General features: G+C 75.4%; 12 protein-coding genes. 8 read left to right on the top strand and 4 right to left on the bottom strand.

The genetic code is table 11. The features are described from left to right. Nucleotides 1-84 precede the first annotated feature (84 nt). Entirely contained in the window at nt 85-1,281 is a 1,197-nt protein-coding gene (locus KDL28_RS15590) for a cation:proton antiporter (protein WP_252439178.1), read from the top strand. Here KDL28_RS15590 and KDL28_RS15585 read toward each other — a convergent pair. Both KDL28_RS15585 and KDL28_RS15580 read right to left on the bottom strand, forming a co-directional pair. Next, the gene (locus tag KDL28_RS15585; RefSeq protein ID WP_252439176.1) at nt 1,270-2,871 is read right to left on the bottom strand and encodes a class I adenylate-forming enzyme family protein; all 1,602 of its coding nucleotides are present in this window, start codon (nt 2,869-2,871) and stop codon (nt 1,270-1,272) included. The genes KDL28_RS15590 and KDL28_RS15585 overlap by 12 nt on opposite strands. A 9-nt stretch (nt 2,872-2,880) precedes the next feature. After that, a complete protein-coding gene (locus KDL28_RS15580; protein WP_252439174.1) occupies nt 2,881-3,549 on the bottom strand; it encodes a hypothetical protein in 669 nt (222 codons plus the stop codon). A gap of 197 nt (nt 3,550-3,746) precedes the next feature. On the opposite strand from KDL28_RS15580, the gene KDL28_RS15575 reads away from it, so the two are divergent. The 5 genes from KDL28_RS15575 to KDL28_RS15555 all read left to right on the top strand — a co-directional run bounded on the left by KDL28_RS15575 (nt 3,747) and on the right by KDL28_RS15555 (nt 10,036). Beyond that, complete coding sequence (locus KDL28_RS15575) at nt 3,747-4,289, top strand: DUF1269 domain-containing protein (RefSeq protein ID WP_252439172.1); 543 nt, start codon at nt 3,747-3,749, stop codon at nt 4,287-4,289. A gap of 209 nt (nt 4,290-4,498) precedes the next feature. After that, a complete protein-coding gene (locus KDL28_RS15570; RefSeq protein WP_252439170.1) occupies nt 4,499-5,689 on the top strand; it encodes an alpha/beta hydrolase family protein in 1,191 nt (396 codons plus the stop codon). 125 nt (nt 5,690-5,814) lie between these two features. Next, entirely contained in the window at nt 5,815-7,527 is a 1,713-nt protein-coding gene (locus KDL28_RS15565) for an FAD-dependent monooxygenase (protein ID WP_252439168.1), read from the top strand. Between the two features lie 286 nt (nt 7,528-7,813). After that, nucleotides 7,814-8,776, top strand: coding sequence for an RNA polymerase sigma-70 factor (locus KDL28_RS15560; RefSeq protein WP_252439166.1), 963 nt, complete (start codon nt 7,814-7,816; stop codon nt 8,774-8,776). An 81-nt stretch (nt 8,777-8,857) separates the two neighbouring features. Further along, nucleotides 8,858-10,036 (top strand): NAD(P)/FAD-dependent oxidoreductase, encoded by a 1,179-nt coding sequence (locus tag KDL28_RS15555; RefSeq protein WP_252439164.1) that lies wholly within the window; start codon nt 8,858-8,860, stop codon nt 10,034-10,036. A 13-nt stretch (nt 10,037-10,049) separates the two neighbouring features. Here KDL28_RS15555 and KDL28_RS15550 read toward each other — a convergent pair whose 3' ends face one another. After that, complete coding sequence (locus KDL28_RS15550) at nt 10,050-10,406, bottom strand: response regulator transcription factor (protein ID WP_252439162.1); 357 nt, start codon at nt 10,404-10,406, stop codon at nt 10,050-10,052. A 109-nt stretch (nt 10,407-10,515) separates the two neighbouring features. On the opposite strand from KDL28_RS15550, the gene KDL28_RS15545 reads away from it, so the two are divergent. Together KDL28_RS15545 and KDL28_RS15540 are read left to right on the top strand one after the other, a co-directional pair. After that, a complete protein-coding gene (locus KDL28_RS15545; RefSeq protein ID WP_252439160.1) occupies nt 10,516-11,751 on the top strand; it encodes an acyl-CoA dehydrogenase family protein in 1,236 nt (411 codons plus the stop codon). 120 nt (nt 11,752-11,871) lie between these two features. Next, nucleotides 11,872-12,717, top strand: coding sequence for a helix-turn-helix domain-containing protein (locus KDL28_RS15540; protein WP_252439158.1), 846 nt, complete (start codon nt 11,872-11,874; stop codon nt 12,715-12,717). 241 nt (nt 12,718-12,958) lie between these two features. Here KDL28_RS15540 and KDL28_RS15535 read toward each other — a convergent pair whose 3' ends face one another. Further along, a complete protein-coding gene (locus tag KDL28_RS15535) occupies nt 12,959-14,497 on the bottom strand; it encodes an MFS transporter (protein ID WP_252439156.1) in 1,539 nt (512 codons plus the stop codon). Nucleotides 14,498-14,510: the final 13 nt, after the last annotated feature.

Raw genomic sequence — 14,510 nt, 5'->3', positions numbered from 1 at the left:
CACCTTAGGTAGGGCCGGGCCGTCGGCGCACCCGTGCGCGCGCGCTCGGGTGACGCGCCGGGGGCCCCGGCCGAAGTCATGATCGTGGAAGACGTCGGTCAGATCCTGGACAGCCTGCTCGCCGTGGTGGTCGTCGCGGTGCTCGCGCCGCTGCTGCTCGGCCTGCTGCCCCGCTTCGCGGTGCCCCAGGTGGTGCTGCTGCTGGCCGGGGGCATGGCGATCGGACCGCAGGGCGCGGACCTGGCCGCGCCGCAGGCGGTGCAGCCGCTGGCCGACGTCGGGCTCGGCTTCGTGTTCCTGCTGGCCGGATACGAGATCGACCAGCGGCTGGCCCGCCGGGACGCCGGTCGCAAGGCGCTGCTGGCCTGGCTGCTCAGCGCCGTGCTCGCGCTCGGGATCGTCGCCGGGCTGGCCGCACTGGGCGTCGTGCGCGCGTTCGTGCCCGTCGCCATCGCGCTGACCACCACGGCGTTCGGCACGCTGCTGCCGGTGCTGCGCGACGCCGGGCTGCTGCGCGGGCGCCTGGGCGCCTACCTGCTCGCCGGCGGGGCGGTGGGCGAGCTGCTGCCGATCCTGGCGATCGCATTGTTCCTCGGGGCCACGAACCGCTGGGTGGCGCTGGCCTCGCTGGCCGCGGTCGGCGTGCTCGCGGTGCTGCTCAGCGCGGTGCCGCGCGTGCTGCGCCGCGCCGGCCGGGTCGCCCGGGTGGTCGCCGAGCGCCAGCACGAGACGAGCCAGCTCACCCTGCGGGCCACGGTGCTGCTGCTGGTGCTGCTGCTCGCGGTCACCGACGAGGTGCACCTGGACGCCGTGCTGGGGGCGTTCGTGGCCGGGATGGTGCTGCGCCGCTGGGCCGGTGCCGGCGCGCCCGTGCTGGAGGAGAAGCTCGACGTGATCGCCTACGGGTTCTTCGTCCCGCTGTTCTTCGTCTACTCCGGGATGACGATCGACCTGCGCTCGATCGCCTCCGAGCCACTGCGCCTCGTGCTGTTCACGGTCCTGCTGGTCGTGGTCCGCGGGCTGCCGGCGCTGCTGGTGTACCGGCGGGTCCTGCCGCTGCGCGACCGGGTCCAGGTGGCCCTGGTCACCGCGACCGCGCTGCCGCTGCTGGTGGCGCTGGCCCAGATCGGGCTGCGCAACGGCACCATGCTGGCCGAGAACGCCGCGGCGCTGGTCGGGGCCGGTGTGCTGACCGTGCTCGTCCTGCCGACGATGGCGGTCGCGCTGCACCGGTCCCGACCGGAGCCCGAGCCCGAGCACGGCCGGGCCTCAGCCGGCTGACCGGGCCGGGACCGACCGCAGGGCGGCCAGCCGGCGGAGGAACGGCCGGTCGGGCTTGCCCTGCTCGGTGAGCGGGATGCGGCCCAGCGCCAGCACCAGCAGCCGTCGCGCGACGTCCGCGCCGACCTCGGCCGCGACGGCGTCCCGGCAGGCCCCGGGGTCGACGGTCGCGCCCCACGCCGGGGCGACGGCGGCGATCCAGTCCCCGGCCCCGCCGTTCACGACCACCACGGCGAACCCGACGCCGGGGACCCGGCACAGGACGTCCTGCACGACCGGCGGCGCGAGGAGCGCGCCGTCGCGCCAGGTGGCGTCCACGGCCCGGCACAGGATGTGCAGGTAGCCCCACTCGTCGAGGCGGCCGAGGTCGCCGGTGCGGTACCAGCCGTCGACGAAGGCCGCGGCCTGCTCGACCGGCCGGTTGCGGTAGCCGGCCGCCATCCCCGGCGAGCGCACCTCGATCGAGCCCGTCTCGCCGGCTCCCGCCAGGGTGCCGTCGGACCGCCGGAAGCGCACCCGCACCCCGGGCAGCACGCGCCCGGCGCTGGTGAACACCTCCGGCCGCTCGGGGTCGTGCTCGGCCGGGCCCAGCGCGCTGACCAGTCCCATCTCGCTGGCCCCGTAGGTGTGGGCCAGCCGGGCGCCGAGCCGCTCGCGGGCCCGCCTGCGCAGCGTCGGCGGTGCGGCCGCGCCGATGTGGGTGATCGCCCGCAGCGACGACAGGTCGCGGCGGTCCACGTCCGGGTGCCCGATCAGCTCGGCCAGCTGCGGCTCGACCAGGAACAGGTCGGTGATCCGCTCGGCCTCGATCGTGGCCAGGGTGTCGGCGGCGTCGTAGTAGTTGCGCAGCACCACGGTCCCGCCGCCCAGCAGGGTCGTGTCGACCAGCACCTGGGACAGGTAGGCCAGCCGCCCGTTGACCAGCTGGCGCCGGTCGGCCGGGCTGGGCGCGCTGACCATCGCGGTGTACTGCGCGAAGGAGCGGGCGCTGCCCTTGGGCACGCCGGTCGTCCCGCCCGAGGAGACGATCACCCCGAGGTCGTCGGGGCGGGCCAGGCAGGGCAGCGGCGCGCCCGACCCGGCCGCGGCGAGCTCGTCGAGCCGCAGGGTGGCGCCGGGCAGGTCGCCGCCGACCGCGGCCACCGGGCAGCGGACGTCGGCCGGCAGGGCGGCCACCGTCTCCGGGAACACCACCAGCAGCCGCGGGTCCATCTGCTCGACCAGCGCGGCGCGCCGGTCGGCCGCCGGGACCGACAGGAACACCGCACCGGCGCCGATCAGGTGGGCGCCGTAGCGCACCGCCAGCGCGTCGGGGGTGTCCGGGGCGAACAGGGCGACCAGGTCACCCCGCCCGATGCCCAGCCCGGCCAGGGCCCGGGCGTAGCGGTTGATCGAGACGAGCAGCTGCGCCGCGGTGGTGTCGCGGCCATGGTGGCGCAGCGCGGGGGCGTCCCCGCGCCGCGCCAGCCGGTCCAGCAGCCGGGCGATGTACACGGTGTCGTCGGTGCCCACCGAGCCGTTCGGGATCACCGCGTCGTTCGGGATCACCGCGTCGTTCGTGTCCATGTCGGACTCCAGTCGGGTCGTCATCGGGACAGCTCAGACGTCGGTGCGCTGGCGGTTGCGGCGGGCGACGGCGTAGCCGCCGACCCCGGCGGCCGCGACACCCAGCACCGCGACCCCGGCGATCTCCCAGCCGTTCCAGCCGGAGTCCTGCTCGGCCGGGGCCTGCTCGGTGACCGTGGTGTCGGACTCGCCGAACGTGCCGGACTGGCTGGAGTACGCGCCGGTCGAGGACGTGCCCCCGGTGCCGCCGCCGCTGGTCGAGCCGTGGTGGGTGCCGCCGCCCGCCGGGGCGGGTGCCGGGTTCGGGGTCGGCCTCGGAGCGCTGCCGGTGATCTGCACGGTGCTGGCCGCGGTGCCGTTGCTGCAGGTCAGGGTGACGGGGTAGGAACCGGCGGGGACCGAGGAGGCGATCTTGGCGGTGCCGCTGAACGAGTCGGGCGCCTTGTCGGTGAAGGAGGCCGAGCCGCTGAAGGCCGGCGAGGTCACCGAGGTCACCGTCGGGAAGTCCGTGCCGCTGGTGGGCATCGCGCAGGTGCCCGAGATCTGCACGGTGGCGCCCGGGGCCGCCGAGGTCGGCGAGACGAACACCGCGGCGGCCGAGCCGGTGGTCGTGGCGGCCGGCGCGGCCGAGGCGACCCCGACCAGGCCCATGGACAGGGCGGCGGAGGCGGCGATGCCGGCGAAGAAGGTCGAGGTGCGCATTTCGGGGCTCCTGGTGGGGGAGGGGGTTGCCGTGCTGACGCCGAGAACAGTCGCAACGGCCCGGCCAACGCCCGTCCAACCGCGTCCGGACGGCGGTTCGGCGGCGTTGGACCGCCGTTGGAGACGCCTTGAACCCGCGCGGAGGACGGTCGCGGGCGAGACGGGCAGCAGCCCGTCCCCGATCCGAGGAGGACCCCGTGACCACCTTGAGCACCTGGAAGTTCGACACCCCGCAAGGAGCTGAACGCGCGCTGCGGACCCTGTCCCGGCTGCAGGCCGACCGCCTGGTCGCCGTGCAGGACGCCGCTGTGGTGTCCTGGCCCGGGGGGCGCCGCAAGCCGCGTGCCTGGCAGGCCCGCGACGTCGTCGGCCCCGCCGCGCTGTCGGGCGCCTTCTGGGGCCTGCTGTTCGGCATCCTGTTCCTGCTGCCGCTGGCCGGACTGGCCCTCGGTGCCGCCGCCGGCGTCGCCGCCGGGGCGTTCGGCCACGTCGGCATGTCCGACGCCTTCCTGCAGCGCGTCCGCGACGAGGTCACCCCCGGCACCTCGGCGCTGTTCCTGCTGACCTCCGACGAGGTGGTCGACCGGATCGCCGACGCGTTCGCAGGGACCCACGCCCAGCTGCTGGTGAGCAACCTCAGCAGGGCGCAGGAGACGGCGCTGCGGCACGCGTTCGACGACGGGGAGGACGGGGGAGAGGACGACAGGCCCACGACCGCGGTCGTCGCGACGGCGAGCTGAGCGGCACGACCCCGACGGCCCGGCCTCCCGGGAGGCGGGGCCGTCGTCGTGTTCGGGGGCACCGACCGCCCGACCCCTTCGTCCCCCGGTTGGAGTGGGGTTGGAGGCGCCGGTCCTACCGTCGTCGCCAGACGAACGACGTCAGAGGCGACCACGACCACCAGGCCCCGCCCGCATCCCGGTCGTTCGCACGCGAGAGGAGAACGACCGTGCACACCTTCTTCAAGGACGCCGACTTCCAGTTCGCCGTCGAGGGCCTCCTCGGCGACGTCCACCACCGCGCCGCCGACGCCGGGGAGGTGCTCGCCACCGTCGCCCGCATCCCCAACGGCGACGCTCGGGCCTGGGTCCGGGAGTGGACGGCCACCGCCGACCGGCTGGCCGCGGGCGCCCGCGACGCCGCCGCGGCCGGGCATCGCCGCACCGCCGCCGCCCGGTGCCTGCGCGCCGCGGACTACTACTCCGCTGCGTCGGACAAGGCCGACGCGACCGGCGGGTTCGCCGAGCTCTGGGAGGCGCACCGCGCCGCCTGGGAACGGTTCGTCGACCTCACCGACGTGCCGATCGAGCGCACCACCATCCCGTACGGGTCCACCACGCTGCCCGGCTACTTCTTCCGGGGTGGCCCGGACGCCCGGCCGCGACGCACCCTCGTCTTCGTGAACGGCAGCGACGGACCGGTGTCCGCGGCCTGGACCCGCGCCGCGGCCGAGGGCCTGGCCCGCGGCTGGAACGTCCTCGCCTTCGACGGACCCGGGCAGAACGCCGCGCTCGTCCGCCAGGGCATCCCGTTCCGCCCGGACTGGGAGAACGTCGTCACCCCCGTCATCGACCACCTGGTCGCCCGGGCGGACGTGGACCCCGACCGGATCGCCGTGATGGGCATCAGCCAGGGCGGCTACTGGGCGCCGCGCGCGGCCGCGTACGAGCACCGGATCGCCGCCGTCGTCGCCGACCCCGGCGTCGTCGACGTCTCCACGACGATGCTCGCCCAGCTCCCGCACTTCCTGGTCACGCTGCTGGACGCGGGGGAGCGCGAGAAGTTCGACCGGGAGATGGGCTGGGCGCTGAAGCTGTCGCCGTCCACCCGGCTGATGATGCGGTGGCGGATGCGGCCCTACGGGGTCGGCTCGGCGTTCGACTTCTTCACCGCCGCGCGTTCCTACCGGCTCACCGACGCCGAGCTCGCCGCGATCACCTGCCCGGTGCTGGTGACCGACCCGGAGCACGAGCAGTTCTGGCCCGGCCAGTCCGCGCGCATGGTCGATGCCCTGACCGCCCCCGCGACGCTCGTCGCGTTCACCGCGGCCGAGGGCGCCGACGGGCACTGCGAGCCGGCCGCCCCCGCCCTGCGCGGCGAGCGCATCTTCGACTGGCTCGACGACCAGGTCCCGGCCTGACACGGCCCGGGAGGCGGATCGACCGTCGAGCACCCGCTCCAACGGGAGTTGGAGCCGCCTTGGAGGCGGTGCGGGCAGCGTCGGGTCCGGGTGGACGCGCCGCCCCAGAGGATCGGAGGCACGCCGTGACCACGTCGAGCAGCAGCCGCGACGCCGGGACCCCGGACGGGGACGAGGTGCTGGTGGTGGGGGCCGGGCCGGTCGGCCTGACCGCGGCCTGCCAGCTGGCCCGCCTCGGCGTGCCCGTCCGCGTCGTCGACGCCCTCGAGCACCCGACCGCCGAGTCGCGGGCCGTGGGCGTGCACGCCCGGACCATGGAGATGCTCGCCCCGCTCGGGGTGCTGGCCCGGCTGGAGCCGCGCGGGCGGCGGATCGCCGCCCTGGAGATGGTCGACGGGCGGACCGGCCGGACGCGGGCGCGCACCGACTTCACCGGGATCCCCAGCCGGCACCCCTACGTGCTGGACGTCGCCCAGCCCGACACCGAGGAGGTGCTGGCCGAGCGGGCGGCCGAGCTCGGCGTCGTCGTCGAGCGCGGTGTTGCGCTGACCGCGCTGACCCAGGACGCCGACGGCGTCGACGTCACCCTGCGCTCGCGCGACGGCGACCGGACCGCCCGCTTCGGGTGGGTCGTCGGGGCCGACGGCGGGCACAGCACCACCCGCCACCTCGTCGGCGCGCACCTGGAGGGCGGCTTCCACGGCCAGCACTTCGCGATGGCCGACGTCGACGTCGAGTCCGACCTGTCGACCGACACCATCCGCATGTTCACCCACCCCGACGGCATGGGGATGCTGTTCCCGATGGCCGGCACCCGGGCGCGGGTCCTGTTCCTGGTCGACGCGCCGCAGAGCGGTGGCCCGACGCTCGAGCAGATCCAGGCGCTGGCCGACGTCCGGACGGGCGGGCGGGTGCGGGTGCGCAACCCGCGCTGGCTGACCTACTTCGAGATCCACCACGCCCAGGTCGCCCGCTACCGCCACGGCCGGGTGTTCCTGGCCGGCGACGCCGCGCACGTCCACAGCCCCGCTGGGGCCCAGGGGATGAACACCGGCATGCAGGACGCGGCCGACCTGGCCTGGAAGCTGGCCCTGGTCGCCAGGGGCCGGGCGGGCGCCGTCCTGCTCGACACCTACCACGACGAGCGCCACCCCGTCGGCGCCGCGGTGGTCCGCACGACGACCACCCTGTCGAACCTCGGGACCGCCACCGGCCCGGAGGCCGCGATCCGCGACCTCGCCCTGTTCGTCCTGGGCCACGTCCAGCACATCCGCGACGCCGTCGCCGCGAAGGCGGCCGAGCTGACGATCGACTACCGGCGCAGCACCCTGTCGGTGCACCGCGGCGGCCGTCACCGCGGCACGGTCCGGGCCGGGGACCGCGCCCCGGACCCCGTCGGCCTGCTGCGGGCCGACGGTACCCCGGTCGCGGTCGAGGACCTGCTCGCCCGGCCCGGCATGCTGCTGCTGGTCCGCACCGACGACCCGGACACCCCCGCGGCGCTGCAGCGCGTGCTCGGGGACCTCGGCACCGTGGTCCGGGTCGTGCGCGACGCCTCCGCCGCGGCCGGTCCCGGGGACCGCGTGATCGACCCCGACGACGTCGTCGGCCGGGACTACGGGCTGGGCCCGGAGGGCATCGCGCTGATCCGACCGGACGGCTACCTCGGTCTCGTGGCCGACTCGGCCGACTCAGGCGTGCTCAGCGACTACCTCGACGAGACCCTCGGGGTGGCCCAGCACCCGGCGACCGACGACAGCGCCACAGCCGCGCCCACCGCCTTGAGCCCGACGACGAGCCAGTTCATCACCGCGAGCCCCGCGGAGTACTCGGCGTAGGGACCGTCGGCGAGGTGGCCGGTCAGCTCGAAGACGATGTCGACGACCGCGAGCCCGACGCAGCACAGGGCCGTCAGACGAGCGGTCGCGACGATGCCGGTGCCGGGTCGCACAGGGGCCCGGGGACGATCGGGTGCGACGGCGGTGTCCGCCATCCCGGTAGTCGACAACAGTTCGGCGGCCAGGTCCTCCCTCCCGAGGGGAGATCGGCAACACGGTCGAGGGCTGGAACCGGCCGCTGTCACCGCTCGTGGCGCGTCGCGCCGCCCACTGTGATGCTTGGCTGGTGGCGACGCCGCTCAGTCCGCACGAGGTCGACCTGTTCGAGGCCGCCAGGGGCCGCCTGGAGGCCATCGCCTACCGCCTGCTCGGCTCAGCGGGCGACGCCGAGGACGCCGTGCAGGACACGTTCCTGCGCTGGCAGGCCGCCGACCGGGCGCGCATCGAGTCGCCCGAGGCCTGGCTGACCAGGGTGCTCACCAACATCTGCCTCAACCAGCTCAGCTCGGCGCGCGCCCGCCGCGAGACCTACGTGGGCCAGTGGCTGCCCGAGCCGGTCCTGGCCGGCGACCGGATGCTCGGTCCGGCCGAGACCGCCGAGCAGCGCGAGTCGGTCTCGATGGCGATGCTCACGCTCATGGAGCGGCTCCCGGCGAAGGAGCGCGCGGTCTACGTGCTGCGCGAGGCCTTCGGCTACCCGCACGCCGAGATCGCCCGGATCCTCGACGTCTCCGAGGCGAACTGCCAGCAGATCCACCGGCGCGCCCGACAGCACCTCGCCACCGGGCGGGTCCGGGCGCGGACCGATGCGGCCGCGGCCGGGAAGATCGTCGAGGAGTTCCTCGCCGCCGCCCTCAGCGGCGACACCGAGCCGCTGGTCAAACTGCTCACCGAGGACGCGGTGAGCGTCGCCGACGGCGGTGGCCGGGTCCCGGCCCGTGGCACCCCGATCGTCGGCGCGCTGCGCATCGCGCGGTTCCTGCGGGGCCTGTTCGCGCCGAACGCCGCCCGGCGCGCACTCGTCGAGGCCATGGCCGGCGGTCGCACCGCCCTGCACGCCGCGGTCGTCAACGGCGACCCGGCGGTGGTGGTCGTGGCCGGGGAGCGGGTAGTCGGCGTCATCTCCCTCGACGTGGCCGCGGACGGCGTCGCCGCCCTCCACATCCAGGTGAACCCGGCCAAGCTGGAACGCATCACGCGGCAGTGGGCGGCATCGGAGCGCGGGGAGCCGCTCGTCCACGACTGGTGACCCATGTCACCGCCGACCCCTGTCAGGGATCGCGGCGCTGTCCGGTTCAGGACGCGAGCACACCAGACAAGGAGCGGAACCATGCAGCACCGCATCGTCGTCCTCGGCGCCGGCTACACCGGAGCCCACGCCGCCGGCCGCCTCGCCCGCCGGCTGCACCCGGACGACGTCCGGATCACCGTCGTCAACGCCGACCCCGACTTCGTCGAACGGGTCCGCAACCACCAGCTCGCCACCGGGCAGGACCTGCGGCACCGCCCGCTGACCGAGGTCTTCGCCGGTACCGGCGTCCTCGTGCGGCAGGCGCGGGTGACCGCCGTCGACGTCGACCGCGGGACCGTCGACGTCGTCGACCAGGACGGCGCCGACCAGCTCGCCTACGACACCCTCGTCTACGCCCTCGGCAGCACCGCCGACGACCACGGCGTCCCCGGCGTCGCCGAGCACGCCCACCACGTCGCGGGCCGCGGGGCCGCCCTGCGGGTGCACGAGCGCCTGCGCGAGCTCACGGCGGGCGCGACCGTGCTGGTCGTGGGCGGGGGCCTGACCGGCATCGAGACGGCCACCGAGATCGCCGAGAGCCGGCCGGACCTCGACGTCGCGATCGCCGGCAGCCGCGGCGTCGGCGACTGGCTCAGCGACAAGGCCCGGGAGCACCTGCGCGGGACCTTCCACCGCCTGGGCGTCACCGTCCACGAGCACGCCGACATCGCCCGCGTCGACGAGGCCGGCGTGCTCACCAGCGGCGGCGAGCGGATCCCGGCCGAGGTGACCGTGTGGACGGCGGGCTTCACGACGCACCCGATCGCCGCCGCCACGACCCTGCGGGTCGCAGGCACCGGGCAGATCGTCGTCGACGACACCATGCGCTCGGTCTCGCACCCGGACGTCTACGCCGTCGGCGACGCCGGGCTCGCCGAGGGGGCGGGCGGGAAGCCGCTGCGGATGTCGTGCGCCTCGGGGATCCCGATGGCCTGGCGGGCCGCCGACGCCATCGCCGCGCGGCTGACCGGCCGGACGATCCCGGACAAGACGATCGGATACACCCTCCAGTGCATCAGCCTCGGTCGCCGGGACGGGATCGTGCAGTTCGTGACGGCCGACGACGAGGCCAAGCCGGCCGCCGTCACGGGGTGGGCGGGGGCCCGGATCAAGGAGTTCGTGTGTGCGGGGGCGGGGTGGAGCGTCGCGCACCCGACGGTGATGGTGCCCAGTCGGCGGCGGCGCGTGACGCTGACCCGTGCTGAGCGGGTCCGGTAGCGATCCGTCGTGGTCACGTCCGGCCCGGCGGCGCTGCCGTGCCGCGGTGCTCGACGACCCACGCCGCGATCTGCGACCGCGACGAGACCCCGAGCTTGCCCCGGATGTGCTCGACGTGGGCCTCCGCGGTGCGCAGCGCGACGACGAGCGCCCGGCTGATCTCCTTGTTGGTCTCGCCCTGCGCCACCAGCTCGGCGACCTGGTGCTCGCGGGTCGTGAGCGGGGTGCTCGCCTCGTGCGGGCGCGGGCCGTCCAGGACGAGGTCGACGACGTCGTCGAGGTGCTGAGCGGCGCCGTGCGGGTGGGCCGCGCCGTACTCGTCGGCTCCCAGGCGGTGGCGCGCCCCGCGGCAGCACTCCGTCTCCGGCACGCCGCCGTGGTCGACGAGCCGGGCAGGAGGGCCCCCTCGGTTCGTGGTGCGTGTCGATGAGGTGTATTTCGTTCAAGAACCGTCGACGGCGGCGTCCTACCGTCCGGGCATGGACATCGACGAGCACGCCGTGGACCTCGTGGCCCGGACGGGCGCGGGTCCGCCCCGCCCAGCGGTGTCGGGCGTCGCGGCCGCGCCGGATCCGGCGGCCCGCGACCCGGTGCGCGACGTCCGGGCCGCGGTCGAGGCCGCCCTGCCGCTGCTGCGCGACCGCGCCCCCGCCGCGGGTGGCGGTCGCCGGCTGTCGGAGGAGGTGGTCCGGGTGCTGCGGCGCACCGGCCTGTACCGGCTGCTGCTGCCGACCGCGCTCGGCGGGGCGCAGGCGCCGGTCGTCGCCGTCATGGACGTGCTGGAACGGATAGCGACGGTGGACGGCAGCACAGCGTGGTGCGCGATGATCGGGGCGGGCAGCAACGCGTTCGCCGGCTACCTGCCCGAGTCCGGTGCCCGGCGGGTGTTCGCCGACCTCGACCAGGGCAGCGCGACCATGCTCGCCCCGGTCGGTCGCCTGGTCGGGGGCGGCGGGCGGCTGCGGCTGTCCGGGCGGTGGCCGTTCGCCAGCAACTGCCTGCACAGCGCATGGATCGGGCTGGGCGCGCTGTCCGAGCAGCCTGACCCGGCGCCGCGGATCGTCTTCGTCGACATGCGGTCCGTCACCGTCGAGGACACCTGGGACGCCGTCGGCCTGCGCGCCACGGGCAGCCACCACGTGAGCGTCACCGACCTGCCCGTCAGCGACGACGAGCACTGCTCGACCGGCGACCGGCCCTGGCCGGACGGCCCCCTGTGGCGCCTGCCGCTGCACACCGTCCTGGTGCCCCTGCTGGCGTCGGTCCCCCTGGGCATCGCGCGCGGCGCGCTCGACCACGTCGCGGACGGCGGTAGCGCGGGCAGCACCGGCCTGCGCGGCCGGCTCGTCGACGACGCCGTGGCGATGAGCGACTTCGCCGTCGCCGACACCCGCCTGCGGGCGGCCCGCGCTGCCTTGCGGGAGGCCGTCACCGAGGCGCACGACCGAGCCGAGCGGCACGAGGCGATCGACCGGCACCTGCGGGCGCGGATCTTCCTCGCCGGGCTGCACGCCAGCGACGTCGGCGTGGAGGCGGCGTCGGTCGCGCACCGGCTCACCGGTGCCGCGGCCGCCGACGCCGGTCACCCGGTCCTGCGCTCGCTCAACGACGTGCAGGCCGCGCGGCAGCACCTGCTGCTCGCCCACCGCCACCGCGCCGAGCTCGGCCGGGCCGTGGCCGGCGACCCCGTGCGCTACCCGCCGTTCCTGCCCTGATCGCGCGGGCGGCGTCGCCGGGACGTGGGTGCCGACCTCGGGCGGTTCTCGACGGACGTGACGTTGCCCCGGGGTCGGTCACGGTGGCCGTCGCGGAGCGGCCGGGGCCACACTCGAGGCATGCGGGGAGCCGATCCGGCCGCTCGAGCGGCCTGGTACCTGGAGAGCGAGCGGCACTCGTGGCGCGTGCCGCACCGGCCGCCGCACCCGCGGATGCGCCACTACGTCGCCCGCGACTACGAGGGCTCGACCGAGCAGATCGGCAGCCATCGCCTCCTGCTGCCGGCGACGACGTCGGTGACGCTCGTGGTGAAGGTGCTGGACTCGCCGTTCCGGCCCCCCGAGTTCGTGCGCGGGCCGGCGGACGCGTTCCACCTGCTCGACGGCGTCTGCGCCCCGGCCTACCTGCAGATCATGCTGACCCCGCTGGGCGCCTACCAGCTGCTGGGCGTCCCGCTCGACGAGTTGCGCGGTCGCGTCGCCGACCTGCGCGACGTGCTCGGCCCCGACAGCGCCCCGTTCGCCGACCGGGTCCGGGACGCGCCGACGTGGCGGCAGCGCTTCGCGATCGTCGACGAGGTCCTCGGCGGCAGGGCAGCGGCGGCGACCCGGCCGTCACCGGAGGTCGCCCGGGCGTGGTCGATCCTCGTGGCCTCCGGCGGCCGGGAGCGGATCGGCCGGATCGCCGCTGAGGTCGGCTGGAGCCACAAGCACCTGACCCGGCGGTTCACCACCCAGGTCGGGCTGGCGCCGAAGGCGGCCGCCCGGGTGATCCGGTTCGGTCGCGCGGTGAACCAGCTCGGGCGCGGCGCGCCGTCGCTGGCAAGGCTCGCGGCCGAGTCCGGCTACGCCGACCAGGCCCACCTCACCCGCGACTTCCGCTCCCTGGCCGGGGTGACACCCGGGGACTTCCTGACCCGGCTGCGGGCGGCGACGCGGCCCGCAGCCGCCGCGTCCGCTCGGTGACGTCGAGGTAGCTGCGCAGGGCCCGGCGGGACTCGGTGAGCGCTGCGATGCGCTCGTCGAGTTCGTGCAACCGTGCTCGGATGCCGTCCAGCAGCTCGTCGCACGGTTCGATCGGGCGCGGCACTGGGCCGTCGCCCGGGCCGTGGTGGAGTCGACGTGGTCGCCGTGGGTGCGGCCGGTCGCGGTCGCGCTCCGCCCGTGACCTTCGACGGCCGCGGCCACGCCGATCTCCCCGGGCAGATCAGCGACCCACGGCACCCGGCTCGTCCGGAGGGCGGATGTGGCGGAGGGTGACGGTGACCAGGACGGCGGTGGCGACCAGCACGACGATGCTGATCACCGAGATCAGCTGCAGCCCGTCGGTGAAGGCGGCGCGGGCGGTGGAGAGGAGCTGGTCGCCGACGGGACCGGGCGCCCGCTCGGCGGCCGACACGGCGCCGCCGAGCGTCTCCTCCGCGGCTCGCGCGGTGCCTTCCGGCAGGCCGGCCGGGACGGTGCCGACCACCTGGCCGCGGTAGACGGCGGCGCCGACGCTGCCCAGGATCGCGATGCCCAGCGCGCCGCCCAGCTCCGGTGCGGTCTCCGACAGCGCCGACGCCTCACCGGCCCGCTCCGGCGGTGCGGAACCGACGACGAGGTCGGTGGTCACGGTGAGCATGGGCCCGAGCCCGAGTGAGACGGCGACCGAGCCGATCACCAGCAGGGGCAGCCCGGAGCCCGGCGCCACCAGGGTGAGCACCGCGAGCCCGGCGGCGGAGAGCAGCAGCCCGGCCCCGACGACGAACCCGTGCCGCACCCGGCGCACGATCAGCGGTGCGAGCGTGGAGCCCACGATGACGCCGCACGCCGACGGCGCGGTCCACAGGCCGGCGTGCAGGGGGGAGAGCCCGAAGACCAGTTGGAGGTACTGCGCGAGGAAGAAGTTGACGCCGAAGAGCACGAAGACGCCGAACAGCAGCGTGCCCAGCGACACGCTGAAGGAGGCGGAGCGGAACAACCGCAGGTCGATCAGTGGGTCGTCGCGGCGCTGCCGGCGGACGAACCAGGCGCCGGCGAGCAGACCGGCCACGACGAAGCCGATCGACACGGCGTCGAGGCCGCTCCCGGCCGCGTGCTTGAGCCCGTAGATCACCGCGAGCACGGCGGCGAGGGACAGCACGGCGCTCGCCACGTCCATCCGGCCCCTGCCGTCCCCGCGGTGCTCGGGCAGCAGGAGGGGGCCGAGGACCAGGATGAGCACGGTCACCGGCGCGGCGATGAGGAACACCGCGCCCCACCAGAAGTGCTGCAGGATCCACCCGCCGATCAGCGGGCCGATCGCGGTGCCGCCCGCGACACCGGCGATGACGATGCTGATCGCGACCGTCCGCTGCCGGGGGTCGCGGAAGAGCGAGGCGGCCAGCGACAGCGAGGCCGGCATGAGCGTCGCCCCGGCGATGCCGAGCAGCGCCCGGGTCGCGATCAGCATCTCGGCGTCGGTGGAGTACGCGGCGAGCACCGACGCGACGCCGAACAGCGCCGACCCGATCATCAGCAACCGGCGGCGGCCGATGCGGTCGCCGAGCGTGCCCATCGTGATCAGCGAGCCGGCGAGGAGGAACCCGTAGCTGTCGACGATCCACAGCGACTGCGCGCTCGTGAGCGGGAAGTCCCTGGAGATGCTCGGCAGGGCGAGGTTGGGGATGGTCAGTTCCAGCGAGGCCAGCAGGGTGGGCAGGGTCAGCACCGCGAGCCCGCTCCATTCGCGCCTTCCGGCACGAGAGGCACCGATCGTCGTCATCGTTCCGCCTCCG

Source organism: Pseudonocardia humida, assembly GCF_023898865.1.
GTDB lineage: Bacteria > Actinomycetota > Actinomycetes > Mycobacteriales > Pseudonocardiaceae > Pseudonocardia > Pseudonocardia humida.
The sequence above is the reverse complement of the archived record's forward strand: the minus strand, read 5'-3'. Positions and strand labels throughout refer to the sequence as shown.